23 protein-coding genes are annotated in these 24,256 nt (G+C 61.6%); 1 reads left to right on the forward strand and 22 read right to left on the reverse strand.

Annotated features, from left to right (window positions below; translation table 11 throughout):
* Nucleotides 1-102: 102 nt before the first annotated feature.
* On the forward strand, nt 103-348 hold the full coding sequence (locus ACUVTU_RS05610) for an FmdB family zinc ribbon protein (protein ID WP_445888978.1): 246 nt from the start codon (nt 103-105) through the stop codon (nt 346-348).
* Between the two features lie 122 nt (nt 349-470).
* On the opposite strand, the gene ACUVTU_RS05615 is transcribed toward ACUVTU_RS05610, so the two are convergent.
* The 22 genes from ACUVTU_RS05615 to ftsW form a co-directional block, all read right to left on the reverse strand.
* Entirely contained in the window at nt 471-2,030 is a 1,560-nt protein-coding gene (locus ACUVTU_RS05615) for a methyl-accepting chemotaxis protein (protein WP_445888979.1), read from the reverse strand.
* 60 nt (nt 2,031-2,090) lie between these two features.
* Nucleotides 2,091-2,615 carry an anaerobic ribonucleoside-triphosphate reductase activating protein gene (gene nrdG, locus ACUVTU_RS05620; RefSeq protein WP_445888980.1) on the reverse strand — a complete coding sequence of 175 codons (525 nt, stop codon included), beginning with the start codon at nt 2,613-2,615 and terminating at the stop codon, nt 2,091-2,093.
* A 287-nt stretch (nt 2,616-2,902) separates the two neighbouring features.
* Nucleotides 2,903-3,274 (reverse strand): YlbF family regulator, encoded by a 372-nt coding sequence (locus ACUVTU_RS05625; protein ID WP_445888981.1) that lies wholly within the window; start codon nt 3,272-3,274, stop codon nt 2,903-2,905.
* Nucleotides 3,275-3,303: 29 nt separating this feature from the next.
* Nucleotides 3,304-5,058 (reverse strand): aldehyde ferredoxin oxidoreductase N-terminal domain-containing protein, encoded by a 1,755-nt coding sequence (locus ACUVTU_RS05630; protein WP_445888982.1) that lies wholly within the window; start codon nt 5,056-5,058, stop codon nt 3,304-3,306.
* Nucleotides 5,055-5,462, reverse strand: a complete 408-nt coding sequence (locus ACUVTU_RS05635) for a (Fe-S)-binding protein (protein ID WP_445888983.1) — start codon at nt 5,460-5,462, stop codon at nt 5,055-5,057. Before ACUVTU_RS05635 ends, ACUVTU_RS05630 begins: the two co-directional genes overlap by 4 nt.
* Nucleotides 5,463-5,475: 13 nt before the next feature.
* Nucleotides 5,476-9,075 carry an anaerobic ribonucleoside-triphosphate reductase gene (gene nrdD, locus ACUVTU_RS05640; RefSeq protein ID WP_445888984.1) on the reverse strand — a complete coding sequence of 1,200 codons (3,600 nt, stop codon included), beginning with the start codon at nt 9,073-9,075 and terminating at the stop codon, nt 5,476-5,478.
* Between the two features lie 81 nt (nt 9,076-9,156).
* On the reverse strand, nt 9,157-9,621 hold the full coding sequence (nrdR, locus tag ACUVTU_RS05645) for a transcriptional regulator NrdR (protein WP_445888985.1): 465 nt from the start codon (nt 9,619-9,621) through the stop codon (nt 9,157-9,159).
* Nucleotides 9,622-9,992: 371 nt separating this feature from the next.
* A complete protein-coding gene (locus tag ACUVTU_RS05650; RefSeq protein ID WP_445888986.1) occupies nt 9,993-10,277 on the reverse strand; it encodes a YlmC/YmxH family sporulation protein in 285 nt (94 codons plus the stop codon).
* 141 nt (nt 10,278-10,418) lie between these two features.
* The gene (locus tag ACUVTU_RS05655; RefSeq protein ID WP_445888987.1) at nt 10,419-11,066 is read right to left on the reverse strand and encodes a stage II sporulation protein R; all 648 of its coding nucleotides are present in this window, start codon (nt 11,064-11,066) and stop codon (nt 10,419-10,421) included.
* A 152-nt stretch (nt 11,067-11,218) separates the two neighbouring features.
* A complete protein-coding gene (sigG, locus tag ACUVTU_RS05660; RefSeq protein ID WP_445888988.1) occupies nt 11,219-11,992 on the reverse strand; it encodes an RNA polymerase sporulation sigma factor SigG in 774 nt (257 codons plus the stop codon).
* A gap of 73 nt (nt 11,993-12,065) precedes the next feature.
* Entirely contained in the window at nt 12,066-12,800 is a 735-nt protein-coding gene (gene sigE / locus ACUVTU_RS05665; protein WP_445888989.1) for an RNA polymerase sporulation sigma factor SigE, read from the reverse strand.
* A 31-nt stretch (nt 12,801-12,831) separates the two neighbouring features.
* Nucleotides 12,832-13,770 (reverse strand): sigma-E processing peptidase SpoIIGA, encoded by a 939-nt coding sequence (locus ACUVTU_RS05670; protein ID WP_445888990.1) that lies wholly within the window; start codon nt 13,768-13,770, stop codon nt 12,832-12,834.
* A 257-nt stretch (nt 13,771-14,027) separates the two neighbouring features.
* A complete protein-coding gene (gene ftsZ / locus ACUVTU_RS05675; protein WP_445888991.1) occupies nt 14,028-15,086 on the reverse strand; it encodes a cell division protein FtsZ in 1,059 nt (352 codons plus the stop codon).
* Nucleotides 15,087-15,324: 238 nt separating this feature from the next.
* Nucleotides 15,325-15,669, reverse strand: coding sequence for a small basic family protein (locus tag ACUVTU_RS05680; RefSeq protein ID WP_445888992.1), 345 nt, complete (start codon nt 15,667-15,669; stop codon nt 15,325-15,327).
* 17 nt (nt 15,670-15,686) lie between these two features.
* Complete coding sequence (locus ACUVTU_RS05685) at nt 15,687-16,391, reverse strand: DUF881 domain-containing protein (protein ID WP_445888993.1); 705 nt, start codon at nt 16,389-16,391, stop codon at nt 15,687-15,689.
* Entirely contained in the window at nt 16,388-17,077 is a 690-nt protein-coding gene (locus tag ACUVTU_RS05690) for a DUF881 domain-containing protein (RefSeq protein WP_445888994.1), read from the reverse strand. The genes ACUVTU_RS05685 and ACUVTU_RS05690 overlap by 4 nt, the downstream gene beginning before the upstream one ends.
* A complete protein-coding gene (locus ACUVTU_RS05695) occupies nt 17,074-17,796 on the reverse strand; it encodes a cell division protein FtsQ/DivIB (protein ID WP_445888995.1) in 723 nt (240 codons plus the stop codon). The genes ACUVTU_RS05690 and ACUVTU_RS05695 overlap by 4 nt, the downstream gene beginning before the upstream one ends.
* Before the next feature lie 110 nt (nt 17,797-17,906).
* Nucleotides 17,907-19,160 carry a UDP-N-acetylglucosamine 1-carboxyvinyltransferase gene (murA, locus tag ACUVTU_RS05700; protein ID WP_445888996.1) on the reverse strand — a complete coding sequence of 418 codons (1,254 nt, stop codon included), beginning with the start codon at nt 19,158-19,160 and terminating at the stop codon, nt 17,907-17,909.
* 14 nt (nt 19,161-19,174) lie between these two features.
* Nucleotides 19,175-20,080, reverse strand: coding sequence for a UDP-N-acetylmuramate dehydrogenase (gene murB / locus ACUVTU_RS05705; protein ID WP_445888997.1), 906 nt, complete (start codon nt 20,078-20,080; stop codon nt 19,175-19,177).
* A complete protein-coding gene (gene murC / locus ACUVTU_RS05710) occupies nt 20,061-21,467 on the reverse strand; it encodes a UDP-N-acetylmuramate--L-alanine ligase (protein WP_445888998.1) in 1,407 nt (468 codons plus the stop codon). The genes murB and murC overlap by 20 nt, the downstream gene beginning before the upstream one ends.
* A 203-nt stretch (nt 21,468-21,670) precedes the next feature.
* On the reverse strand, nt 21,671-22,789 hold the full coding sequence (gene murG / locus ACUVTU_RS05715; RefSeq protein ID WP_445888999.1) for an undecaprenyldiphospho-muramoylpentapeptide beta-N-acetylglucosaminyltransferase: 1,119 nt from the start codon (nt 22,787-22,789) through the stop codon (nt 21,671-21,673).
* 299 nt (nt 22,790-23,088) lie between these two features.
* On the reverse strand, nt 23,089-24,192 hold the full coding sequence (gene ftsW / locus ACUVTU_RS05720) for a putative lipid II flippase FtsW (protein ID WP_445889000.1): 1,104 nt from the start codon (nt 24,190-24,192) through the stop codon (nt 23,089-23,091).
* Between the last annotated feature and the right edge of the window lie 64 nt (nt 24,193-24,256).

Raw genomic sequence — 24,256 nt, forward strand, 5'->3', positions numbered from 1 at the left:
TTTTGAGTACAGAAAAGGGCCGGACGTCACTCTTTCGGACCCCGGCAGGATGCACGAAGGCCGGTCCAGTTATGGCGCAATTTACTGCAAGGAGGTTTCCATATGCCCATATACGAATTTCAGTGTACCCGGTGCCAGCACAAGTTTGAGCGTCTTTGCGCCGTGGGAGAGGACGGCAGTGGTCTTGCCTGCCCGCAGTGCGGCCAGCCGGCGCCGCGCCGGCTGCTGAGCGTCTTTGCCGCCTGTAGCAAGGGCCAAAACGGCCTGACCACCTCTTTTCGCGGCAGCGCGGGCAGCAGCAGTTGCGGCAGTTGCAGCGGCGGCAGTTGCAGCACCTGCGGTCATTAAACCTTTCTCCGCCCGCCATAGTCCATATTTGAAATGCTGTCGCACCGCCCGGCAAAACACCGCGCCGGGCCAACCGCCCAGGCATAAGGCAAAAGCCCGGCTGAGCACCGGGCTTTTGTGTTTTAAACCTTGAATCTTTCCACAGCCTGCAACAGTTCCCCGCTCACCCGGGAGAGGTCCTGGGCCGAACTGGCTACCTGCTGCACGGTGGCCGAAATCTGTTCCACGGCACCGGTCAGGCGCTGCATGCCGCTGCTGGATTCCCGCGCCCCCGCCGCAATATCCTCCACCAGCTGCAGGTTGCGCTGCATGGCCTGGCCGATGCGCACCAGAGCCTGGTTGGCGCCGTCGGCCACGGCCACACCCTGTTCCACTTCCCGGGTGCCGCGGGCCATGCGGTCGGCAGCGGTTTCCACTCCGCTTTTGATCTGCTCAATCAGTCCGGCAATTTCCTTGGCCGCACTGCCCGACTGCTCGGCCAGCTGGCGCACTTCTTCCGCCACCACGGCAAAGCCGCGGCCGTGCTCCCCGGCCCGGGCCGCTTCAATGGCCGCATTCAGGGCCAACAGGTTGGTCTGCTCGGCTATGCCGGTAATCACCGCAGTGATTTCCCCTATTTTGCCGGACAGGTGTCCCAGATCCTGCACCGCTCGGGAAATGTCCTCGGCCGCATCCTTGATGGAAGCGATTTTGCGCACGGTATCCTCTACCGCCGCCAGCCCTTCCTGGCCGGTTTTTTCCACCTGGCTCACCTCTGCGGCCGCCCGGGCGGCGTTATCCGCCCCCTGGGCCGAGGTGGCGGACACCTGGGTGGCCGTACTGACCACCTCTTCCACCGTGGCGCTGGCCTGCTGGCCGGCGGCAGCCAGCTGCTGGCTCTGGGCAGCCACGGTGTTGGCTATGCCCAGCACACTGGAGACCAGCTCGCGCAGGTTCTCGGCCATGCGGTTGAGCTCGGCCGCCAGCTGGCCGATTTCATCATGGGCCGGCAGGGCGATGGTGGCCGTAAAGTCCCCGGCCGCAAAGCGCTGCGCTCCGGCCAGCACGGCCAGCACCGGCTTTTTCACACTGCGGTAAATCAGCGCGCTGACCAAAAGGGCCAGCAGCACCGCTGCACCGCCAGTAATCAGTATCACCTGACTGGCCCGTTTCATCCGCCGGTCAAATTCGCCCACCGCCCGGCTCATCACGCCGCCCCCGCTCTCGGCTAGGGTTTTCATGCCCACCTGGACGGCTTCCTGCACCGGCCGGATCTGGGCCGCCACCACCTGGATGTGTTCGGGCTTTTCCCCGGCATCCACTTTGGGCACCAGGACGTTTTTCACCGTGCGGTCGTACTCCTGGACCATGGCTTTGTATTTTTCCACCAGCGCTTTGTCTTCCTGGTTTACCAGAGCTGCCAGCCCGTCCAGCGATTGTTTGACCATTTCAATCTGGCGGCTGTAGCGGGCCAGGTAGGTGGGGCTGCTAAAATACAGGTAGCCATAAAGGGCCGATACGGCCATTTCCATGTCGTTCTGGGCCTGCAGGGCCAGGGTCTTTTGCCGGTCGACCTGCACCAGCTGGTTCAGCTGCCGGGCCAGATCATTGAATGAGACTATGCTTTCTCCCGCCACTTCCCCCAGGAAAAGCAGCAGCAGCAAAAAGCCCAGCGCCAGGCGGGCGCCAATTTTCAAGCGCATATTTACTACCTCCCTTGCACTTTTTTATGTTGCTATGGCCCGGTGCCTCCTGCGGGAATTTCAGGCCCAAGGCACTGACACCGCCCGGCCGGCCCGCAGGGAGGCCGGCACATCAATGATGCGCTGGTTGGCCGAACCGCGGAAGGGCAGGTGCAGCGTGCGCCGGGCCAGCACAAAGGGGCCGTCCACCAGGTAGTCAGTCTGCCGGAGCAAGCGGTGCACATCGGGCCACTGCCCGGCCATTTCCAGCAGCTCTTCCCAGGTGTAGCCGCTGTAGGTCATCACATCCAGCCCCGCCCGGCGCACCGCTGCCGCCAGCGCGGCCAGGGCCGCCGCCTGTCCGAAAGGCTCGCCCCCCGACAGGGTGATGCCCTGCAGCAGAGGGTTGCGGGCCACTTTTTCCAGCACGGCGGCCAGGGGTACCAGCTCACCGCCCCGCTCATCCCAGGTGTGCGGGTTGTGACAGCCGGGACAGCGGTGCGGACAGCCCTGGGCGAACACCACCAGCCGCAGGCCGGGCCCGTCCACCACGCTTTCCTCCACAATGCCGGCCAGGCGCAGCATGATTTCTTCATTCTGGTTCATCCATTCACCTGCCTTCATTTATCGACACTCCAAGAGCAACAACATTACCGCACTGCGCTGGATTACCCCTGCTGCAGGACCCGGAACAGGATTGTGGACATAACTTGTATAATAGTTTAATTTGACAGCAAGCGACCTTTTTCCTGCTGGTTGACAGTTTTTCCCTGGCAAATCTCCTAAAAATAAAAGCAGGCCGGCCCGGCCTGCTTTTTTCTGCCCGATCCCGCGGGTTTCCCCGCGGGATCGGCAGACCGCCTCCGCCCACGGCGGAGAGGAAATCATCCGCTTCAACCACCGCTGCAGGAGGGCTCCCGGGGTTCCCCGGCTGGCGCTTCGCCCGCCACGCCCTGACGAATGCGGTCATTGATGTTCTCCCACAGTTCGTGGAAACGCAAGGTACACTCGTAATAGTTTTTCACCACCGGGTTGGCCATGGCTTTAGCCTCGGCATCGCGCAGCGTCTGCAGGTTTTCCGGAGTCAGGCTGTGGCCCTGCATCTGCATGCGGGCATAGGAGCTCTGCAGGTCCTGAAAATCCTTGACCATGCGCCGGGCTTCCGGATCGCGGCGCACCTCGTCCTCGGCGGCGCGCATTTTTATGTACTCTTCCGTGGTGGAGATATGCCGTCCTAGTTCATAGGCTTTTTCCAGCAAGTCCATTTTTTCACCTCCCTCTACCGGTTTCGCTGTTATCCGCCAAAATCCTGCTCCACTCCGGCCTGCCGGCGATAAAGTTCCAGCATTTCCCCGAGCCGGGCCGGATCCACCGGCCGGCCCAGGGCCGGAGTAGCAAAATAGCGGGGCGCGAAATAAAGCCGCCGGGTGCTGTAGCCCAGCTGGCTGCGCAGGCGGTTTTTTAGCTGGAAAACTTCTTCCCCCAGTTCCGCCAGCTCTGTTCTGCTTCGCTCTATCCCCACAGCGGCCAGGGCCTGCTGAACCACCTCCGGAGTGTAGATTTCCCGGGCAAAAAGGCAGGTGCACAGGCAGTTCAGCACATTGCGCCATTTTTCTTCGGCGATGAGTTCCTGCACCATGCGGGCTTCGTCCCAGCCGTTTTTCAGCGCCTTCTGGTCGATGGAGTACCCCGCATTGTCCAGGTGGGAGTGGCGGGCTCCCACAGCCAGCCCCAGCAGGTTGGCCGGGCCGGTATGATAGCCGGCCATTTCGTGCCCGCCCAAACACAGGGCGTACTCCCGGCCGCCCAGCTGCTCCACCGCCTGCGCCAGCCCCCGGGCCAGCAGGGTATAGAGCTCATTGGGCTGCCTGACCAGATTCTCCAAGGCCGTCAAATAACCTTCCACCTGGTCGAACTCGGGCCGGCAGCCCAGCTCCTCCTCCCGCACCAGCCCGTTCTGGTAAGCCTCGGTAAGCCAGGCCAGCAGCACGCCGGAGGAGATGGCGTCCAGGCCATAAAGCTCCACGGCCTCAATCAGGTCGTAAACCTTCTCCGGACTGCTCATTCCCAGCAGCGAACCCAGGGCGTAGATCAGCTCGTGGTCGTAGGACAGGGCTATCGACTCGTACTCATAACCGGGAGCGAACTGGCGCCGCCGCAGGCCGATATGGATGCACCCCACGGGGCAGCCCGCGCAGGCCACCTTGCGCACCAGGGTGCTTTCCGCAAAAGCCCGCCCGCTGATGCGCTCGGCCGCCTCAAAGCTGCTCTGCTGCAGATTGCGGGTGGGCAGGGCGCCCAGCTCGCTGAGCAAGCTCACATTGACCGAGGTGCCCAGAGCGTGGTACTTTTCCATCACATCGGTGCGCACAGCCTGCCGGTAGATCTGATCATAGATTTCCCGGTACTGTTTGGGCCGAGGCACCGGGTAGTCCCGGTCTCCGTAGATGACCAGGGCTTTGAGATTTTTAACCCCCAGTACGGCCCCCAGGCCCAGACGGCCGAAATGGCGGTAGGTATCCACATTGACACTGGCAAAAGCCACACCCTTTTCGCCGGCCGGACCGATGCGCAGACAGGAGCGAAAACCCCGCCCCGGCTCCAGCTGGCGCAGCAGGCGGCCGGCTTCCTCGCAGTCCAGCCCCCACAGGGCAGCAGCGCTTTTAAAACGCACGCCGCCGGGCCCGATGGACAGGTACACCGGCTGCTCGGCCCGGCCGGTAATCACGATGGCGTCCCAGCCGGCCAGGCGCAAGGCCAGAGCCAGGCGCATGCCGGCATAGCTCTCCCCCCAGCCGCCGGTGAGGGGGGAGCGAAAAACCGCCACCCCCTTGGTGCACATGGGAAAAAAGGCGGCCAGCGCCCCGGCGGCCAGCACCACGGGCTGGTGGGCGTCCAGGGGCGATGCCGGCACGTCCACCAGCCCGGCAAACAGTTTGGTTGCCAGGCCGACGCCCCCCAGGTAGTGCTCCAGCCCGCCGGCCGGCAGCACCCCCACCCGGCGCTCGCTCAGGTCGATTTGCAAAATGCGCAACATCTGGCCGCTCATGCTCTCTCCTCCATTTGCAGCACATCGTGCGGGCAGTAGCGGGTGCAAGTGCCGCACTGGATGCAGACGATGGGCCGGTTCCTGGACTCGTCAAATTTGATCACCTGCACCACACAGGCCTCCACACAGTCCCGGCAGCCCAGACAGAGCTCGGGGCGGAATTTCACCCCGCCGCCCGGGCGGGGCGCCAGCGCCCCGCAGCGGCAGGCCCGGGCACAGGGAGCATCGGGGCAGGCGCGGCAGATGTCGGCTACCAGGCGGCTCTGCAGGCCGCCCACCGTGCGGATGGTCAGGGCGGCCTTTTGGGGCGACAGGCTGCCCTGGGTGGTGCGGGCACAGGCCAGCATGCAGGAGTAGCAGCCGATGCATTTTTTCATCCCCGGCGCGGTAAGCACTTTGGGCATAAAAGGGCTCCTCTCAAAACTCGTGCACTGTGCGGTCGTAGAGCTCGGCCACCTTGCTATCGTTGAAGCGATCCACTGTGGACAGGTACCCGGTGATGCGGCGCACCCGGCGGATTTCCGGGCAACCGCAGGCCGGACAGCGCTCCTCATTGATCACGCCGCTGCTGCCGCAGCCCGTGCAAAAGTCCACCGGGTAGTTGACGGCGGCATAACCCATATCGCAGGCCGCCATGTGGCGGATGATCTTCTCCATGGCCGCCAGGTTGTGCACGGGCGGCGCAGCCATTTCCACATAACTGATGTGTCCGGCGTTGCAGTACTTGTGGAACGGCCCTTCAATGCTTATTTTCTCAAAACTGCTGATGGGATATCCCACCGGCACATGGAAGGAGTTAGTATAATAATCCTTGCCGGTCACTCCGGGGATGATCCCGTACTCTTTGCGATCCAGCCGCACAAACCGGCCGGAAAGCCCCTCGGCCGGGGTGGCCACCAGGGTGTAGTTGAGGTCGAACTCCTCGCAGGCCTCATCCACCGCCCGGCGCATGTGGGCCACTATGGCATGGCCCAGCTCCCGGGCCTCCTCGCTCTGGGCATGATGGTAGCCGGTCAGGGCGGTGAGGGCCTCGGCCAGGCCGATAAAGCCCACGGCCAGGGTGCCGTTGACTATGGCCGGCTCGATGGGGTCGCAGGGCCCGAGGCCCTGGGAGCCCAGATAGAGGCCCTGGCCCATGACAAAGGGCATGTCCTTGACCTTCAGCCGGGCCTGCACGGTGAAGCGGTGGTAAAGCTGCTCGATGGTCAGGCGCAGCATCTCGTCCAAATAGGTGTAAAAGCGCTTCAAACTGCGTTCGGCCTTGATGGCCAGCCGGGGCAGGTTGATGGTGGTGAAGGAAAGGTTGCCCCGCCCGTCGGTTATTTCCGGACCCCGCCGGTTGGCCATCACCCGGCTGCGGCAGCCCATATAGCTGACCAGATCGCCGTAGGGCTGGTTGAAGCTGGCATCCATGAAGCTGAAGGTGGGGTTGAGGCGTTTGGCCGCCACCCGCACGGCCAGCTGGAACAGGTCGTAGTTGGGATCGCCGGGGCTAAAGTTCACCCCTTCTTTCACCCGGAAGATAATGTTGGGGAAGATGGGGTTCTCACCCCGCCCCAGGCCGGCCTCGTAGGCCAGCAGCAGGGCTTTAGTCACCCGCCGCCCGGCCTCGCTGGTATCGGTGCCCAGATTGATGGACGAAAATGGCACCTGGGCCCCCGCCCGCGAGTTGTGGACAAAGATACCCTGTGCAGTTAAAAAGTTTTCGTTATCGGCTACAGAAATATCATAAACGTAGGGCTCGTGTGCCAGAGGGGTGATTTGCTTCACCCGCACCGGACGAATATTGCGCGCTATTTCTAACCTTTCCAGTAACTGCTCCATTTGATCGTTTTTTTGCAGCACCATGCCCGCCCAGCGCATAATCAGTCGGGGGCTGCGGCAGTTGTTGTTTATTCGCCCACCTGCACAGCGCATACCCAGATCGAGCGGCAGCAGGAAGCGTTCCAACCAATCGGCATAGGGTAAGAATACCGGCAAATATTTGCACATCCGGGGCAACTCGCCCCGCTCCAACAACTTTTGGAGATGGTAGCGCTCACTACTGCTAATATCTGGCAGGATGGATTTTATTTCTTCCCGCCAGAACTGCTCGTTAGCCAATTTTTTTACCAGTTCTTTTTCCTCAGCAGTCAACAAACGGCTGCGCAAGTCAAAGATCAACTCTTCAATATAAAGGGGCTTGATTCTGTAATGTTCAGCATTGCGGCATTTAATGCCATAAACTGCAGCAATCAAAGGCCGCAAATACTCATAATCATATGGAGTTTGCTCACCGGTAACGTGATAAAGCTCCGCCAGATCGGCTCTTTTTGTACCTGAAATTGTCAGGGCGGTGGCATAATAACCGCCAATAGCCAGGCGGTACCTTTGTTGGGCAGATGCAAAGTTTGTGCTAACCTCCTGCTCCTGGGATATAGAGGCCGGCAGACCCAGGCGGGTAAGCAGCAAATAGATCCCATCGCGCAGCTCCTGCGATATAGTGCTGCAGGCAACTTTGTTCTTGCCTACCGTGCCATCCCCGCTTAAATAACCATCCAGAAAAGCGTTGATGACCGAGGAACGGGCAAAGAAAATCTCACTGGGTACTTTCTTGCTGCTCGCACCCCGCCCGCACTTATCTGCCAAAAACGCAGCAAACGCCTTCCCCACCCGGCAGACCAAATCGCGAGCCCGCCCCTGGGCATCGTAGCGCAGGCCGGTAGTAAACAGGGGATGGATACCGGCGAGAACCTGCTGAACCTTTTGCTCCAAATCCCGATCAAAGAGAGCCAGATAAACCGTAGAGCCGTATACCGACCCTTCAGCCACATATAGACCCATCAACCAGGCCAAATTTTCATCCAGGCGTAAACTGCTCAAAGTATATTTGCTATTAACCTGGTAAGAAGTGAGGTCATACACGTGCTCCCGTTCCGGCACCTGCCAGCAGGCCGGCGTCAATCCCGACTGTAACCAGCGGGGCGGCACAGTTGTTACTCGCCCCTCACTGTCCAGCGCCATCATGGAGTGGTTGTCAGTAACACAAACCTTCTGACCGCTTTTTAACTTCACTTCCAGCAACTGATGGCAATTGACGTGCTGCCAGGAAGCCGTAATTTCTTTCAATTCGGTTCTCCCGGTTTGATAATTGAGGCTCAGGGCCATATAGCGCCCCGGCTCGAACATTTTATGAAACTCCACCATACTGACAGTAAAAAGATTTTCTTTCTTTCGGTCATAAATCCATATCCGCTCGTCGGCCCGCAAAGAATGCATGGAGTTAAGATTATATACCAGTGCTTCCATAGCCTGGTAGGTCTCAAAGTCGTCGGCCTGTTCCACAAAGGGGGCCATGTCCCGGTCGAAGGCGGCAAAGGACTGGCCGCCGTACATATCGTTCTGGGAGCTCTGCAGGATGATGGCCGCCAGGGCCGTGGCCGAAGTGGGCCGGCGGGGCGGGCGGATGTAGCCGTGACCGGTGTTGAAACCCTCGGTGAGCAACCGGCCCAGGGGAATCTGCAGGCAGTTGAGTGTTTTGCCATAGTAATCCAGGTCATGAATATGGATGTCGCCCCGGCGATGCGCGCTGGCCACCTCTTCGGGCAGCAGGCGGCTCAGATAGTACTTCTTGCTGGCCGCGCTGGCAATTTGCAGCATTTTGGCCGAGGGAGAGTTGCTGATGTTGGCGTTTTCCCGGCTGGTTTCCTCCAGGATTTCCTCCACCGCGTCCATCAGGTCGCTCTTGGCGTCGCGAATGCGGGTGCGCCGGTCCCGGTACAGGATGTAGGCCTTGGCCGTGCGGGCGTGGCCGGCCTCGATGAGCACCTTTTCCACCACGTCCTGCACGTCCTCCACGCCGAAAACGCTGCCGTTGTACTTTTTCTTGAGCATTTTCAGCACTTCGATGGTCAGCTCCATGGCCGTCTGGCGGTCCTCGCCGCCCACGGCCCGCGCCGCCTTGAAAATGGCATCGGTGATCTTGGTTTCGTCAAAGGGCACTTCCCGCCCGTCGCGCTTGCGGATAATCTTGAACATGCCTTCCCCACCTTCTCTATATCTGGTTGCCTGCTGCGATCATCAAGCTGGCGGACGTCTATTGCCGGTTGCGTGGTTGCGCTACAGCGAGTGCTGGCTGCGACCCAGTTTCTCGATTTCGCGGATAAAACTGCGCAGGTCGTTAAACTCGCGATAAACCGAAGCGAAGCGCACATAGGCCACTTCATCCAGCTGGCGCAGCAGCTGCATGGCCAGCTCGCCAATGCGCCGGCTCTCCACCTCGGCCTGGGCGGTCTGGCGCAACTGGCGCTCAATGGCCGCCACCAGGTCGCTGAGCTCCTCGGTGGCCACCGGCCGTTTGCGGCAGGCCAGGGCCAGCCCATCCAGCAGTTTCTGGTGGCTAAAGGGCTCGCGCCGCCCGTCCTTCTTCACCACCATCAGCGGCTGCTCCTCCAGCCGCTCATAGGTGGTAAAGCGCTTGCCGCAAACGGCACACTCCCGCCGCCGGCGCACCGCCGCTCCTTCCTCCACCGGCCGGGAATCCAGCACCCGGCTGTCGGCCTGCTGGCAAAAAGGGCATTTCATCCTTCATTCACCACCCGCCACAACATGCGCCAACTTTTGCGGTGCCCGGCCGGCCTGCCGCCAGCCGGCCGGCTACCGGCCTGCGCCCCGGAGCGCATGTTTGCAACATTATGTAGTGCAACATATACGGATATTATACTATATCTGGACAATGGCACCTAAATTTGTGCGAGGCCAAAAAAATTGCACCGGAGAAGATAGCTCTTCCCCGATGCAAAAATTTTACCAAAAAAGGATACTGCGGCCTGTTGACAGCCGCTCCGGCACCTGTTCCACCAGCAATTTCCTGTCCAGTCACCCGGACAGCGCCGCCTGTTAATAAAAATTTAATCTCCTCTACCGCCGCTGCCGGGGGAAGATCCACCCTCCCCCTACCGCAAATAACCTCCGGCGGAAAATTCCCGCCGGTCCTCATAGGGCGGACCGATTTCCACCAGGATGACATCCACGCCGATGCGCACAATCTTCTCCCAGGGTACGATGATCTCGTCCTCCCGGCCCCAGAAGCCCATCAACCGGCTGCCGGGCACGGCCAGAACAAGGGCGGCGATGCGCCCTTCGGCCAGGTCAATGTCGATATCCTTGATGGGGCCCAGGCGCCGCCCGTCCACGATATTGACCACCTCGCGCAGGCGCAGGTCGGAAATCTTCACCACCGCCGCCGCCTCCCCCGCCGGCTCCGGCCGCCCGCCCCGCTTTCCGCAGAGTGGGACAGAGCGCGGCTAACACATTCCGGCAGTAGCCGGTCTGCTAAATTTATATGCTAAAGAAACTTTTTTTAGTGCCGCTCCTGCCGGCTACAAATTCAATAATTTTTGCATACTATCCCAGAAATAGCTGCGCAGCTGCGTTTTGCCGGTACGGGAATGTGTGGTAATTTTCCCAAATCCATCCTGACTATGCTCGCTCCGCACTCCGAAGCACAGGGGCGGGTAGAGCACCCCCCACCAGTTATAGCCCCGGCCCTCACCCAGGTAGATCTGCACGGCCGTGTACTCCCCGGCCGGCACGGTGCGCGGCAGCGGCCCCGCCAGCACTTTGGCCGGATAATCCCGCTGCCCCAGAGTGACGGTCACCGGATACCCGGCCCCGGCCCGCTGCAGGGCCTGGCGGGCCGCGTCGCACAGCACCGCCGCATCCGGCACGGGCCCGCTTTGCGCCGCCAGGCCAACCGGGGCGCATGCAGCAGGGGCTCCCGCTACCTCTACGCCCTGCCGGGCCAGACTGTCCAGCACAGCCTGAAGTACCTGCTGCTTGACCCGCTGATCGGCCAAAGTGTTGCTGCGGGCCACAATGTGCAGGCGCAGTAAATCGCACATCTGCTCGTACTGATACTGGCTGGCGCTCCAGCACACTGCCCAAACCACCGCCAGGACGATTGCCGCCCCGCACCGGCCGGCCCGCTGGCATAATTCACGATGTTTTCCGGCTTTGCTTTTCAGCAAGCCAGAAAACCAGTTAGTCAAAGTCATTATTGTTCACTACCCGCACATTAATTAGTTTCTATTACATATATTGCCATAATGTGCGGAATTTATACAAAACAAAAGCCGGCCCGCCAGATTGCGGTACCGGCTGCTGCTTGTCCGGACTGACTCTACAAATATTTGCGCATGTGTCCCAGGGCCGCTTTTTCCAGCCGGGACACCTGGGCCTGGGAGATACCGATTTCCTCGGCCACCTCCATCTGGGTCTTGCCCTCGTAAAAGCGCAGGCGCAGGATGTGTTTCTCCCGCTCCCCCAGACGGCTCAGCGCCTCCCGGATGGCTATGCCCTCCAGCCAGGAGGCATCGTGGTTTTTTTCATCGCTGATCTGGTCCATGACAAAGATGGGATCGCCGCCGTCGTGATAAATGGGCTCAAAGAGCGATACCGGCTCCTGGATGGCGTCCAGGGCGAAAACCACTTCTTCCCGGGGCAGCTTGAGCTCACCGGCGATTTCGTTAATAGAGGGCTCGCGCGCATACTTGTTCACCAGGGCGTCGCGCACCTGCAGGGCTTTGTAGGCCACGTCGCGCAGGGAGCGGCTCACCCGGATGGGGTTGTTGTCACGCAGGTACCGGCGGATCTCGCCGATGATCATGGGCACGGCATAGGTGGAAAACTTGACATTCTGGGAAAGGTCGAAGTTATCGATGGCCTTCATCAAGCCGATACAGCCCACCTGGAAAAGGTCGTCCACATATTCGCCGCGGTTGGTGAAGCGCTGGATCACGCTCAGCACCAGCCGCAGATTGCCGTTCACCAGCTTCTGGCGGGCTTCCCGGTCGCCATTGTGCATGGCCTCAAAAAGGGAGCGCATCTGTGCTCCGGTCAGTACGGGCAGCTTTGCTGTGTTGACACCGCAGATCTCTACCTTGTTGACAAGCATTTACGCCCCCACCTCACCTTTTCAGTTCAGGTTTAGTTATTGCCGGGGGTTTCATGCTTTATACCCGAACATACTATTCCATCCGGCTGATCTCCTTGCGCAGCCGACCAATGATCCGCTTCTCCAGCCGGGAAATGTAGGACTGGGAAATGCCCAGCAGGTCGGCCACCTCCTTCTGGGTTCGCTCCGGGCTGTTGTTCAGGCCGAAACGCATCTCCATGATCTTGCGCTCGCGCTGGCTGAGCTTCTGCAGGGCTAGATGCAGCAGCTTGCGCTCCACATCTTCTTCCAGGTATTTATAAATTATATCATTCTCCGTACCCATGACATCGGAGAGCAAGAGCTCGTTGCCATCCCAGTCGATGTTCAGGGGTTCGTCGAAAGAAACCTCGCTGCGGGTCCGGCTGTTGCGCCGCAGATACATGAGAATTTCATTTTCAATGCAGCGGGATGCATAGGTGGCCAGCTTGATCTTTTTGGCCGGTTCAAAAGTGTTGACCGCCTTGATCAGGCCGATGGTGCCTATGGATACCAGATCTTCAATGCCCACACCGGTATTCTCAAACTTGCGGGCGATATACACCACCAGGCGCAGGTTGCGCTCAATCAGCACACCGCGCACGCCGGCATCGCCCGCCGCCAGTTTTTCCAGCAGTGTGCTCTCTTCATCACTGCTCAGAGGAGGCGGCAGGGCCTCGCTGGAGCCCACATAGTGCACTCCGGCCGGCTCCTGCCAGAAGCGACGCCAGCGCCCGACCAGCGCCCGCCACCACCCGGCCAGTCTGTCTGCCCACCCGCGCCAGTTCATATTTTTCACCCCCCGCAGGCTTTAGCCCGCCTCAAGCAGGCGGCACAGCCAGCAAGTCCGCAGGCAGCAGTGCGGCCGGATGGCCGCAGGCCACCAGGCCGCTGCCGGCCAGCGCCACCGGCACCTGCCGGCGGACGATGCGCCGGCTACCGGCCCGGATTTCCAGCTGCTCCACCCGCACAGCGGGCAGCACTCCCGCTCCACCCACCGTACAGAAGGGCAACAGCATGACACCCGAAGGCGCACCGGCCGGCACTGCCCGCCCGGCCAGCACATCCCGGCAGAATTGTGCTACCTCCCCCGGCAGCCGGTCCAGCACGGCATCACCGGCCACAATCAGCACCGGACAGCGGCTGACCGGGTCCACCAGCCGGTTGCCCGTATCCACCAGGGCCGGGAGCACTGTACCCTCTAAAGGCCGCCCCAGGCGCACGGTCACCGTCCCCCGCTCGGTGCGGCAGAGCTCCTCCCAGTCCGGCGGCACACGCATGAGCAGCACCACACCCAGTATCCCGGCCAGGGGCATGGCCCAGACCGCCTGCTCCTGCAGCACGGCCAGAGGACGGCCCACCAGGCTGGCATAGTCTCCTCCGGCCAGCCAGAAGCTGTGGGCCAGGAACAGGCCGGCCAGGGTGAAGGAGGCCAGGTAAAAATACACCAGGGAGCGGCACAGGCGCTGCCAGGGCACCGGCCAGAAGGCCAGGCCCAGCATGAGCAGTGAAACCAGCAGTTTGCACGGCAGCATGTACAGCACCGGACTAAATCCCAGCACCGCCAGCAAGGCATATCCCGCACCGAGCGTAGCGGCGGCCGCCAGGCGCCAGGGCCGCACCTGCAGGCGGGCAAACCGGGCGCAGACCGCCAGCAGAAAATAATCAATGGAGAAATTGGTGATCAGCACTACATCGCCGTAAACCACCTGGGCAGGCAAAAGCTCACCACCTTTGCCGGCGGACGTACCATTACCCATTATATGGCCGTCCTGCCATGAATATGACCCCGAGCATAAAAACACCATACCCAAACACCCCCTGCGTCACCTGCCGGCAACAGGGGAGGTTGGACAATCCTTGTGGTCTGGTTAGAATTATACAACAACCTTCTGGTAAAATTTGTTATTATGTGCCTGTCGAGAAAAATTATATAAAAAGAGAAAAAGCCGTCCCGTTCAGGACAGCTCCCCTAAGGCTTGCTTTGAAATGGCGTGCCGGTGCAGACCGTCTGCCTCTACCGCCCCTGGCGGCGCAGAAAAACCGGGATTTCGTAGTCTTCCCGGGGCCCAATGGGGCGGGGTTCCACCACATCGGTGCGCGGACGATCTTTTTTGCTCACCCGGTGCTCAAAGCCGGTGGCAATCACGGTTACCCGCACATCATCCTCCATGCGCTCGTCAATCACCGCCCCGAAGATAATGTTGGCTTCGGGATCGGCCGCCTGGAAGATGATCTCGGCGGCCTCGTTAACCTCGAACAGGCTCAGAGAAGTGCCGCCCGTGATGTTGAGCAGCACGCCGCGGGCCCCTTCGATGGAGGTCTCCAGCAGGGGACTGGAAATGGCGATCTTGGCCGCCTCGGCAGCCCGGCCCTCACCGCTGGCCGTACCAATGCCCATCAGGGCCGATCCGGTTTCCTTCATAATGGTCTTGACATCGGCAAAGTCCAGGTTGATCAGGCCGGGCACGGCAATCAGGTCCGAAATGCCCTGCACGCCCTGGCGCAGCACATCGTCAGCAATGCGGAAGGCTTCCACAATGGAGGTGTTCTTGTCAATCACCTGCATCAGCCGGTCGTTGGGAATGGTAATCAGGGTATCCACCCGGGCCTTCAGGTTCTGGATGCCGGTCTCGGCCTGGGTCATGCGCTTGCGCCCCTCGAAGGTGAAGGGCTTGGTCACCACGCCCACGGTCAGCGCGCCCAGTTCCTTGGCAATTTCGGCCACCACCGGCGCCGCCCCGGTGCCCGTACCGCCCCCCATGCCGGCGGTAACAAAGACCATATCGGCACCCTTCAGGGCGGCCATAATCTCTTCCCGGCTCTCCTCGGCCGCTTTCTGGCCAATTTCCGGATTGGCGCCCGCCCCCAGCCCCTTGGTCAGTTTTACACCAATTTGAATTTTCTGGTTGGTAAGCGACATCTGCAGGGCCTGGGCATCGGTGTTGACAGCAATGAACTCCACCCCTTTGAGCCCGGAGCTGATCATGCGGTTGACCGCGTTGTTGCCACCGCCCCCCACCCCAATGACCTTGATATTGGCAAACTGATTGAGATCCAGCTCGAAGTCCAGCATTTTTTTCCTCCTCCATACCGCTACCTGTTGCCAAAACTGTGATCCGGATACTGAAAGAACTCCCAGTCACATCTTCCCCGGACAATCATCTATGTAATTAATTTATTGCCAGGGAAAAAGAGGGACTCCCTCCCTGCCCAAGCCACAATATGGTAAACCATACAGGCTTTCCTAATATACTTATTTCAACACCAATCAAGTTTTTCCTTTACCCCGGCCCAGGCTGGCCGATAAATTTTCAGCGTTTTTCAATCAAATGGCGGCGGATGATGGCCAGGTTGTTAAAGATGCGCACCCCAAAAGCCACCACGGCGGCCAGATACAGATCGATCCCCAGGCGCTCCCCCACAAAAGCCAGACCGGCCGCCAGCAGGGCATTGCTGAAAAAGCCGCTCAGAAAGATCCGGTGATCAAATTTGTCCTCCAGGGCCGAACGCAGACCGCCGAACACCGAGTCCAGCGCCGCCAGGGCGGCCACCGAAAAATATTTGGCATACACCTGGGGTAAAACCACCGGAATGTTCCAGCCCAGCAGCACACCCAGCCCCAGGCCCGCCAGCGCCAACCATATGCTCAGCCCCAACGCCCTCATCCTTTCTCTTATTTCCCGGCCGCCACTTTGGCGTAGGTGAACTGCACATCGCCGCTGTAGCCGGGCACAGTAATGGCATCATGCTCCATGATTTTCAGTTCAATCCCCAGATCCCGCAGATAGTCGGCCAATCCGCCCGGTATCTCCAGGGCACTGCGCAGTTTCTGGCGGTTCCCCACCACCAGTACGTGGTAGGGCGGGGAAATGCGGCTCAGGTTGACATTGATAAAAGAGCCGGCCAGGCGGATCTCCGAGGTAGCGATGATGCGCTGCCCGTTGATGGCAATGGCCTGCGCCCCTGCCGCCCGCAGCTCGTTGACCAGCCGCAGCAGGTCCTCGTCGCGCACAATGAACAGGCTGCCGGGCGCCGCAGCGCTGGGCGGGTTGTCCAGGGTGAGCTCCAGACCTTCTCCCGACAGCGGAACCAGACCGGCCGCCTGTCGGGTCTTGGCCAGCTCGTCCTCCAGGGCCTGGCGGGCTTGCTGCTGTCCCTGGCGGGCCCGCTGCAGCTTGTCCTGCAGGTCGGCGTACTCGCTCTGAAGGCGCTGGGTATCTTTTTCCACCTGCTTGAGTTCCACCAGCAACTGCTGGGCCCGGTCGGAGGGAATGCCCTGCTCGATATAGCTGGTGACCCGGAACTGCTGGGTCAAAAAGGCTCCCAGAAACACCGCCACCAGCAGGAGCGAGATGCTGGTCGTCCAGGGCTGCTTCAAATTCCAAACCCCCCCGCCAGGGCCGGAATGGTGATCCGGTCCAGTTTGTGCATGCTCACCTGGATGCCCCAGAAACGCAGGCTTTCCACCACTCCGCCGCGCATGTTCAGGGCGGAGAGCATGGTTTCGGGGTTGCCGATGGCATAGATGACAAAAGGCGGCGTGAGGCGCTGGCTCTTGTTGGTCAAAATAGTGGGCCCGATGCAGCGGATCTCGCTGGTGGCGGTAAGGCGCTGCTCGTTGATGGCCAGCGCTTCGGCGCCGGCCGCCTTCAGCTCGTTGATCACTCTCAGCACATCCTCATCGTGCAGGACGTACAGGTTGGGGTTTTCCCCCGGTTTAACCGCCAGATTGCTGTCGGAAAGGCGCACCTCCAGACCCGGACCCACCACTGCGGTATTGCCGGCCAGAATGCGGGCTCTTTCCAGTTCGGCCTGCAGGTCACCCAGAGCCCGGGGCGCCAGGGTGCGGTCCAGCTCGGCGCGCACGTCGGCCACCTTTTTCTGCCACGCCTCCCGCTGGCTGCGGGCCTGTTCCAGCTGACCGGCCATGGTCTGGGCCCTCTGCACCGGCTGGGTCCGGGCAATATCGCGGGTCAACTTGAACTGCACACCAAACAGCAGCCCCAGCACCAGTCCCACTAGCAGGGCGGAAAAATGCAGCGGTTTTAAACGCAACGACCTCACCCCGTCCTGGTTTTGTATTTGATTACCGGCAGGCTGGTGCTGGATACGTCAATGTATTGCACCTGGCGGACCGGCAGCGCCTTTTGCTGCAGCAATTCCTGCAGAAGCTGACCCTTACGGGACAGGTCCTCGGCCCGCCCCACCCGGCAGGGAATGCCCGGCAGGGTATAAACCGTGATGCTGCCCTCCGGTTGCACATGGATCTCGGCCAACCGGGCCAGCAGGTCGCCCGGCCAGGCCTGCACCACTGCCAGAGCGGTGCGCAATGCCGCATCTTCCAGCTGCCGGCCGGCCTGCGGCGCCAGCCGGCCCGCACCGGTGATCAGGGGCAGGTTCAATCCCCGGTAAGTGGCCGGTCCAATCACCACACCGCCATCATCCACCAGCCACAGGCCGCCGGCCGCCGGCAGCGCCGCTGCCGCCCGCCGCTCCTGCAGTACAATGATAATCCGGTCGGGCAGGCGGCGGCTGACCGAGCAGTCTTTAACAGCGGGCAGGCTCAAAAGGCGGGCCCGGGCCGCTCCCAGGTCTACTTTGAAAATATTTTGTCCGGGCACCAGACCGCTCATATCCACAACCCGGTCCCGAGAAAGAGTAATGTTACCCTGCACAGTAATTTGCTGGATCTGAAAAAGTGGCGAGCGCAGCAGGACAAAGGCTGCGATCACCGCCAGAGAAAAAAAGCAGATGCCCAGGGTGCGGTTGTAACGTCCGGGCAAAAAAATTCCCCCTGTACACCTCATGAAGGTATGGCGATCTTATTGTATCCATGATATAGCAGCCGGTGCAAACTTGTCCAGTAAGCAGACCTGAAAAAAAGGGGGCCGGATTAGCTGCTCACCCGCATAATCCTGGCCCCCAGGGCGTTATATTTTCTTTCCAGTTTTTCATAGCCACGGTCGATATGCTCCACCTTTTCAATGACGCTGCCGTTGTCCGCCGCCAGCGCTGCCAGCACCAGCGCCGCTCCCGCCCGCAGGTCGGAGGCTTCCACCACCGCCCCGGAAAGCCGCTCCACCCCTTTAATGATGGCCGTATGGCCCTCCAGATTGATGTCCGCCCCCATGCGGCGCAGTTCACTGACGTGCTTGAAGCGGTTTTCAAAAATAGTCTCACTGATAATGCTGGTGCCCTCCGCCAGCGCCATCAGGGCCATGAACTGGGGCTGCAGGTCGGTGGGGAAACCGGGATAATACAGCGTGCGTACATCGACCGCCTTCGGCCGGCTGTGCGCCGCCACCCGGATCCAGTCATCGCCGCATTCCACCTGCACCCCGGCCTCCCGCAGCTTGGCGGTCAGCGATTCCACATGCTCGGGAATCACATTGGTGATACACACATCGCCCCGGGTAATGGCTGCGGCAATCATGTGGGTGCCCGCCTCAATCCGGTCGGGGATTACGGTGTGCCGAGCGGGCTGCAGGCTTTCCACCCCTTCAATCTTGATCACATCGGTGCCCGCACCGCGCACCCTGGCCCCCATGGCGTTCAAAAAGTTCTGCAAGTCCACAATCTCGGGTTCCCGGGCGGCATTTTTGATCACGGTCACGCCCTGGGCGTGCACCGCCGCCATGATCAGGTTTTCCGTGGCCCCTACACTGGGCATATCCAGAATAATCTCGGCTCCCGTGAGCCGCTCGGCAGCAGCGTAAATGTAACCGTAGCGCTCGCTGATCTCGGCGCCCAGCATCTTCAGACCTTTTAAATGCAGGTTCATGGGCCTAGAGCCGATATTGCAGCCCCCCGGGTAGGCCACCACCGCCCGGCCGAAACGAGCCAAAAGCGGCCCCAGGACCAGGTTGGAAGCCCGCATGCGGCGGGTCAACTCGTCATTCAGTTCCAGAATGTTCACCGACGAGGCGTCCACTTCCACCTGGCCGCCCAGCCGCTGCACCCGGGCCCCCAGGCAGATCAGGGCCTGACACATTACCGCAATGTCGCTCAAGTCGGGCACACCGGCAATCACACAGCTGCCGGGGCAGAGCAGGGCCGCCGCCAGCACCGGCAGGGAGGCGTTTTTGCTGCCACTCACTTTCACCCGCCCCGCCAGGCGGTGGCCCCCCACGATCATCAACCTGGGCATAAATCCACCCCGCTTTATGCCTCACCCAGTATCCGCACTTCGCATTCCAGCTCGATGGCAAACTTCCTCTTCACAGTCGTCCGGGCCAGCTCGATCAGCGCCAGCACATCGGCGGCCCGGGCCTGCCCCAGGTTGATAATGAAGTTGGCGTGCCGGGAGGAAATCTGTGCTCCGCCTATGGTATATCCTTTTAGACCGGCGGCCTCGATCAGCTGTCCGGCCGACCCGCCGGGAGGATTCTTGAACACACTGCCCGCATTGGGCCACTGCAGCGGCTGCCGGGTCTGACGCCCGGCCAGGTTCTGCTGCATGCGCCGCCGGATGGCCTCGCTGTCGTCCGCCCGGCCCAAAAGACCCACTTCCAGCACCACCGCCCCGCTGTGCTGCAGGATGGAATAGCGATAGGCGAAGCCCAGTTCCCCGGCCGGCAGCGTTTTGATCCCCTCCCCCGGCTGAAAAACCCGCACCCATTCCACCACCTGGCTGATCTGGCCGCCATTGGCACCGGCATTCATCACCACGGCTCCCCCCACGCTGCCCGGAATGCCGCAGGCGAATTCCAGGCCGCTGATGCCGGCCGTACCGGCAGCGTGGGCCAGCCGGCCCAGTTTGAGCCCGGCCCCGCAGGTCAGGCGCAGCCCGCTGATTTCCAGGCCGGCCAGGCCGGACCCGATTTTCAACACCACACCGCGAATACCGCCGTCCCGCACCAGCAAATTGGTTCCGGCACCAATGACGGTTACCGGCACTCCCCGGGCGGCGGCCAGCTGCATGGTGGATACCACATCGGTCACCGCGGCCGGTTCCACGAAAATGTCCGCCGGACCGCCAATCCGCCAGCTGGTGTGGCGCCACATGGGCTCGGCCCGCCGCACCTGCCCCCGCACAACCTGCTGCAGCTCAGCGTACAGCCTTTCCATAGGCTTTTTCTTCCTCTCTCGCCTGCAGACACTGCACCAGTTCCCGGCCGGTCTGCCAGATGTTGCCCGCTCCCAGGGTCAGAATCAGGTCGCCCGGCCGGGCGTTTTGCAACAGATAGGCCAATATTTCCTCCCGGCCGGCCAGATACTGCACACCGCTGCGCTGCTTGAGCCGGATCTGCTCGGCCAGCCCGGCCGCATGGACGCCGGGAATGGGATCTTCTCCCGCGCTGTAGATATCACTGACGATCACCAGATCGGCATCCTGAAAGGCCGTGGCGAAGCGCTCCTGGAGCAGGGCCGTGCGGGTATAGCGGTGCGGCTGGAAAACCGCCACTACCCGGGCGAAGCCCAGCTGGCGCGCCGCCCGCAAGGTGGCGGCAATTTCACTGGGATGGTGGGCATAATCGTCCACCACCCTGATGCCGTGCACTTCTCCCAGCAGCTGGAAGCGTCGCCCTGCCCCGCTAAACCCGGCCAGCACGCGGGCCACAGCGGCAAAATCCAGGCCCAGAAAATCGGCCGCCGCCACCACTCCCAGGGCGTTTTGCAAATTATGCCGGCCGGGTACCGCCAGCTTGAGCTGCCCCAGACGCTGCCCCCGCTTATACACTTCGCCCCGGGAGCAGCCCGGGCTGAGCTCAATCTGGCGTATGGTATAGTCCGCCTGCCCGTCGTGCAAACCATAAGTCAGGTGCGTCCCCCGGTAACCGGCCAGCACCGCCCGCACGCCGGGATCGTCGGTGCAGGCCACCACCACCCCGCCCGGCCGCACCCGCTCCATAAACCGGCCAAAAGCCCGGCGGATGTTTTCCAGCGACCCGTAATAGTCCAGGTGGTCGTCTTCAATATTGGTGATGATTTCGCACCAGGGGGCGAGGCGCAGAAAGGATCCATCGCTTTCGTCGGCCTCGGCCACCAGGTACTCCCCGCCGCCCCATTTGGCATTCGTGCCCAGATCCTTCACTTCACCTCCTACCACAATGGCGGGATCCAGATGGTTTTTCTCCAGCACCAGGGCCAGCATGGAAGTGGTGGTGGTCTTGCCGTGCGCGCCGGCCACGGCCAGGCCGCGCTTTAAATCCATCAGGGCGGCCAGCAGTTCACCCCGGTGCCAGACGGGAAGATTTTTCTCCCCGGCCGCCACCAGTTCCGGGTTGCCCGGCCGGATGGCCGTGGACACCACCACCAGGCCCGCACTGCCGATATTTTCCGCCCGGTGACCGATGGCTACCGGAATGCCCAGGGCCCGCAGTTTCTGGACCGTACCGCTTTCCTGGATGTCCGAGCCGGTGACCAGGTGGCCCAGTTCCAACAGGATCCTGGCCAGACCGCTCATCCCGGCACCACCAATGCCAATAAAATGAACATTTCGGGGAATCTGCAATTTGTCTATCATCTCCTTAAGCTCTGGCTCCCGCAGCCCAGCTCCCACCCGGGGCAGAAGAGGATGTAATATATTATGCAGCGGGGGCTTTACTGGTTAATGAACCGGGTAATCTTATCCGCACCGTCCGGGCGCCGCCGCCGGCGCCGGAACCTCCTGGCGCAGATCCCACTGTATATACATGAAAGCGGCGGGGTAGGCTGTCAGCCGCCCCGCTGCATGATTGCCGCCACCGTATCCAGAATTTCCTCCAGAGCCCGCGGCCTCCCCAGGGCACCCGCCGCCCGGGCCATGCTGGCCATGAGCGGGCGGTTTTCCAGCAGTTCGCCCACCTTTTGCTGCAGCAGCGGCCCGCTGAGCTCGGCATCGTGAATCATCACGGCCGCTCCCGCCCGCACCAGGGCGCGGGCGTTGTGTACCTGGTGGTTGGCCGCCGCGTAGGGGTAGGGAATCAGGATGGAAGGCAGTCCCAACACGGTAATTTCGGCTATGGTGGCCGCCCCCGCCCGGCAGATTACCAGATCGGCAGCGCCCAGCACTGCCGGCATGTTATGCAGGTATGGTTTGATATTAATATTGGCAAATTTATCCTCATTAATACCTGCCGCCGCCAGCTCCCGGCAGAACCATTCGTACTGGGCGGGACCGGTGACGTGCAGCAGGCAGATGTCGCTGCGGCCGGCCAGCTGGCGGCACATATCCAGCATGGCCCGGTTGATGCTGCGGGCCCCCTGGCTGCCGCCAAAGGCCAGGATCAGCAGCTGGCCCGGCAGCAGGCCCAGGTTTTGCCGGCACTTTTCCCGGTCGGCCTGCAAAAGCTCGGGCCTTACGGGCAGGCCGGTAACCACCTGGCGCGCCCGGCCCTTCATATAGAGCGCCGCTTCGGGAAAGGTGAGGGCTACGGCGTCCACCAGCCGGGCCAGCCAGCGGTTGGTCAGGCCGGGAAAGGCGTTTTGTTCGTGAATCAGGGTGGGAAGGCCCAGGCTGGCCGCGGCCAGCACCACCGGACCACAAACATAACCCCCGGTACCGATGACGGCGGCGGGCGGCCGGGCTTGCAATAAACGCCGCACCCGGCCCACCGCGGCCAGGGCCAGGACGCCCGCCCGCAGGTTGTGCGGGGTGAGGCGGCGCTGCAGACCAGCCAGGGGCAGGGGAGTGAATTCCAGGCCGGCCCGGGGGACAATGTCTTTTTCCAGGCCCCTTTCGCTGCCCAGGTAATGTACGGTGGCGCCGGGGTATTTTTCCATGAGGCCCCGGGCGATGGCCAGGGCCGGGTAGATGTGGCCGCCGGTGCCACCGCCGGTGACGACGAAGTGCACGGTTCCACCCGCTTTCGTACTGCTACAAGTTCATTTTTCTGCCGTGTTTTCCCCGCTCGCCCGATCGCTTCGCACCGGACGGCACTACGGCTTGCGGCGGACTCAGCCGGATCGCCCCAGATTCGCCATCCCGGCTCAACTGGGGCTGGGCCGGACATCCGTGTCCGGCCCTCCGGCTTCGTTAACCGCCGCTGCGCCGAGTGCCGTTCACCGGCGCTCCGCAAAGGGCTCGCTTGGGAAAATCACGGCAGTTAATACTATACTACAGTACCTTTATTCATCATGTTGGCACCTTGCCGCTAGCGCGACTGGCGCGAGATGTTCAGCAATATGCCCACGGCCAGCAGGTTGAAGACCAGCGAGGTGCCGCCAAAGCTGATGAAGGGCAGGGTGATGCCCGTAATGGGCAGGGTGCTGGTGACCACGCCGATGTTGATAAAGGCCTGCAGGCCGATGCCGATGACGATGCCAGCCGCCAGCATGCTGCCGAAGGCGTCGGGCGCCGCCACGGCTATTTTCAAGCCCCGCCAGATAAAGAGGAGGAAAAGCAGAATGACCAGGGCCGCTCCGATAAAGCCCAGTTCCTCGCCGATGACGGCAAAGATGAAGTCGGTCTGCCGCTCGGGCAGGTAAAGGAATTTGGAGTGCCGGCCCTGGCCCAGCCCCAGGCCCAGCAGGCCGCCCGAACCCAGCGACATGAGCGAGTTCAGGATGTGCCAGCCCGCCCCGGTGGGGTCTTTCTCGGGATCCAGGAAGGCCAGCAGCCGCCTCAGCCGGTATGGTTCAAAGTAGATCAGCAGGAGTATGGCGGCCACGCCCGCGCCGGCCAGCACCAGCAGGCGGCCCAGCTGCACACCGGCTACAAACATCATAATATAGATTGTGCCCAGCAGGGTCAAGGTGGTGCCCAGATCGGGCTCCAGCATAATCAGGCCGCCGGCAGCAACCATAATCAGCAGATAGGGCAACATGCCGTAGCGGAAGGTATGAATTCTGGACCGGTTCTGAGCCATGCTGTAAGCGGTGAAAACCACCAGGCAGAGCTTGGCCAGGTCGGTCGGCTGAAAGCTGATCATGCCCAGATCTAGCCAGCGCTGGGCCCCCAGGCGGCTGTCCCCCAGGGGGGTGAGTACGGCAATGAGCAGCCCGAAAGCCAGCAGCGGAGCGTACGGGGCCACTCTTTTCAGATTGCGGTAGTCGTAGCGCATCAGCACCAGCATGCCGCCAATGCCCAGCACGGCGTAGGCGGCCTGGCGCTTTAAAAAGTAGCTGTGGCTGTTGAAGGGGGGGAACATGGCGTAATAGAAGCTGGAGCTGAAAACCATGATCAGGCCGATGCTGAGCAGCAGGCATACGGTGGCAAACAGCAGAAAGTCAGGCGGTTTGCGGTAGCTCGGCAGCATAACGGTTCCCCCTTTACCACATTTTGCCTGGTGCCGCCGGCCGGCCTGCGGCTCAGCCGGCGCC

The sequence above is a fragment of the Desulfurispora sp. genome, assembly GCF_052744395.1.

What these genes read in the sequence shown, in the direction of transcription:
- ACUVTU_RS05635 (WP_445888983.1), bottom strand. Translation starts at nt 5,462, where the DNA reads ATGCCCAAAGTGCTTACCGCGCCGGGGATGAAAAAATGCATCGGCTGC.
- ACUVTU_RS05670 (WP_445888990.1), bottom strand. Translation starts at nt 13,770, where the DNA reads ATGGGTAATGGTACGTCCGCCGGCAAAGGTGGTGAGCTTTTGCCTGCC.
- murB (WP_445888997.1), bottom strand. Translation starts at nt 20,080, where the DNA reads ATGGAAAGGCTGTACGCTGAGCTGCAGCAGGTTGTGCGGGGGCAGGTG.
- sigG (WP_445888988.1), bottom strand. Translation starts at nt 11,992, where the DNA reads ATGCTTGTCAACAAGGTAGAGATCTGCGGTGTCAACACAGCAAAGCTG.
- sigE (WP_445888989.1), bottom strand. Translation starts at nt 12,800, where the DNA reads ATGAACTGGCGCGGGTGGGCAGACAGACTGGCCGGGTGGTGGCGGGCG.
- ACUVTU_RS05625 (WP_445888981.1), bottom strand. Translation starts at nt 3,274, where the DNA reads ATGGACTTGCTGGAAAAAGCCTATGAACTAGGACGGCATATCTCCACC.
- nrdG (WP_445888980.1), bottom strand. Translation starts at nt 2,615, where the DNA reads ATGAACCAGAATGAAGAAATCATGCTGCGCCTGGCCGGCATTGTGGAG.
- murA (WP_445888996.1), bottom strand. Translation starts at nt 19,160, where the DNA reads ATGCCCAGGTTGATGATCGTGGGGGGCCACCGCCTGGCGGGGCGGGTG.
- nrdR (WP_445888985.1), bottom strand. Translation starts at nt 9,621, where the DNA reads ATGAAATGCCCTTTTTGCCAGCAGGCCGACAGCCGGGTGCTGGATTCC.
- ACUVTU_RS05615 (WP_445888979.1), bottom strand. Translation starts at nt 2,030, where the DNA reads ATGCGCTTGAAAATTGGCGCCCGCCTGGCGCTGGGCTTTTTGCTGCTG.
- nrdD (WP_445888984.1), bottom strand. Translation starts at nt 9,075, where the DNA reads ATGTTCAAGATTATCCGCAAGCGCGACGGGCGGGAAGTGCCCTTTGAC.
- ACUVTU_RS05630 (WP_445888982.1), bottom strand. Translation starts at nt 5,058, where the DNA reads ATGAGCGGCCAGATGTTGCGCATTTTGCAAATCGACCTGAGCGAGCGC.
- ftsZ (WP_445888991.1), bottom strand. Translation starts at nt 15,086, where the DNA reads ATGCTGGACTTCGAGCTGGATCTCAATCAGTTTGCCAATATCAAGGTC.
- ftsW (WP_445889000.1), bottom strand. Translation starts at nt 24,192, where the DNA reads ATGCTGCCGAGCTACCGCAAACCGCCTGACTTTCTGCTGTTTGCCACC.
- ACUVTU_RS05610 (WP_445888978.1), top strand. Translation starts at nt 103, where the DNA reads ATGCCCATATACGAATTTCAGTGTACCCGGTGCCAGCACAAGTTTGAG.